The organism is Bartonella sp. AP36NXGY (assembly GCF_042195865.1).
Classification (GTDB): domain Bacteria; phylum Pseudomonadota; class Alphaproteobacteria; order Rhizobiales; family Rhizobiaceae; genus Bartonella.
Window position 1 is genome coordinate 1 of record NZ_JBHIPD010000046.1, and the last position, 2,334, is coordinate 2,334.

General features: G+C 39.5%; 1 protein-coding gene. It reads right to left on the reverse strand.

Features of this window, described 5'->3' with window-relative positions:
- Nucleotides 1-5: 5 nt before the first annotated feature.
- The coding region (locus ACFINX_RS09230; protein WP_375668718.1) for an autotransporter outer membrane beta-barrel domain-containing protein at nt 6-2,334 on the reverse strand (2,329 nt) is incomplete at its 5' end.

The window sequence follows — 2,334 nt, forward strand, 5'->3', positions numbered from 1 at the left end:
TTGATTTAAAACTGATAGCGTATGCCGCCTGAAAAACTAGCTCCAGAGATACCAGTTTTCTGAAGCTTTTGTTGATAGCTGACATCACCATGAAGCGAGAAATTGTGAGACAGTTGCGCATTGATGCCAATGCCGCCTTCAATTGCAGGTCCCATAGGATCAAGGTCAAAATCTCTGCCAATCTGGATGGTACCATCATCACCAAAGGTTTTGATCAAGTTTGCTTTTCCATAGAAGGAAATGGCAGGACCATTTTCAGTGGTCATAATGGTTTTTGTCAAACGTCCACCAATTCGCACCAACCATTGAGAAGGATTTTTCATATCAACGGTAAAATTATCAGCATCTTCAATGGTATCAAACATCAAATGTTGATAAGCAAGTTGTATTTGGGGCTCGAAGATTACTCCTTCCATTCCGGTAGAAAATTGTTTGCCAACGGTGGTGGAAATACTCAACATTTTTACATTGTTCAATTTCGCGGTTTTACCAATGATAGCATTGGTGATATCGCTCTTTATTATTCCATAGGATAAAAGTGTATCCATATAGAAACCACTGTCATGCTGTACGCTGCCATAAGCTGTTAGTGACCATTTATCTAAAGTGCTTTTACTTGCATCCTGCATCTCTTTTGGAGTGAAAGACAGCCGCCCATAGGTGCCTATAAGACCGAAATGTGTCGTGGTATTTTGTCCTTCTAATGTCGCTAATGTGACACCGGCTTGGAGAGCAGCATAGAGAATATCAGCACCATAGCCATATTTAAGGGGACCGCGTTTCGAGGATAAGGTTCCTTTACCTCCATAGGTAGAGAGGAAGAAACTGTTTTTAAGATTTTTCTGCTCTCCCAAGACTGTTGTTCTCATATTGGCTAAAAGTGCATTTTGCTTGGCCATATCGGCTAATCCAGTATAAAAGAGAGCATTTGGCATAACCAAATAACTTGCCATTTGTGGTACAACTGCTCTTACTTTTGAATCGGGGTCAAGAAATTCAGGCTGCAAGCGGAAGTCCCAGAAATCTTTATCCTTTTCATCGAATAAGTTTTGGTTAGCATTGGCTTTGCCATAACTTGATACTGGTCCATAGGCAGTCAGCGTATATTTATAAGGAGTTCCTCCTATGGTGGTATAGCTATTTTTCAATTTAAAGGAGTCTCCTTTTGCTTCTCCAGAAACTTGAATAAGTGAAAGTCCACCTATATTTGAAGGAGGAGAAGCATTTTCTACACTCTCCTTATCCTCTGAAACACTTTTGACATAAACTGTTGTGGTGCCTGCTACATCACCGTGAATGAGAAGCCTATCGGTTTTTTGTGCATCTATTGCAACACCATCACTCCATATAGCGTTGAAATGAATTTCTGCCTTACCAGAGGCATTATAGACTGCTAGAGTGGTTGGTATTCCAGATCCTACATGCAATGTATGATAATGATCTTCTACCAGCCCATTGAAAACAATAGAACTATCATTGAGATTGAGCACAGAAATATCAGAATGTGACCTTTGAGCAATAGCAAGCAGTTTTCCATCATCATCGGTTTCTTTTGTACTGGTTTTCAATATCCATGTTGTCTTGTTTGTCAAATCAAAGCGTACGGTTCTGTTTTCTGCAATTTTTGCTCTTCCGTTTAATACCGAGTGATTAGCATTTAGTGTAAAAGCAAAGTTATTTTCTTTAGTTGAGGCTTTTGCTGATAATAAAATATCGGCACTGATTTCTGAATTTTTGAGATTGGCTATACCGATTGATTGGTCTGCATTAATTCCAATACTATTTTCAGTGTGAAGCTTTGTATTTGTCAAGTTGATTTCTAAGGTGTTATCATCCTCGGATTTATCAAATGTTATGCCACTGTTTTCTGCTGTTGCAGAAACATTTGTTACATCAATATATCCGCTATTTTTTACAACAAATGCTGATCCTTTTGCTGCTACGGTCCCTCCATTCATTTTAATCGTGCCACCGTTTTCTGCATAAAGCCCGATGAAAGTATTGCTAATCGCTGTATTTCCATACAATTCAATTAAGCTGTTAGGATTGCTGGTAGCTGCACCGTATCCATTGCCATCCATCGTTGTCAGAGCAACGTCTGTGACCTTAATATGTCCACCATTCATTGCGAACAATGCCATGGTTTTCGCAGTTACTGTTCCCCCAGTCATTATGATTGTACCACTATTTTCTGCATCAAGTCCGGTTACAGCATTATCAATAGTTGTCTTCCCATACAATTCAATCAAGCTGTTAGGATCGGTGGTAGCTGCGCCATAGTTACCATTTATTGTTGTTAGAGCAACATCTGTAATCTTAATATGCCCACCGCTT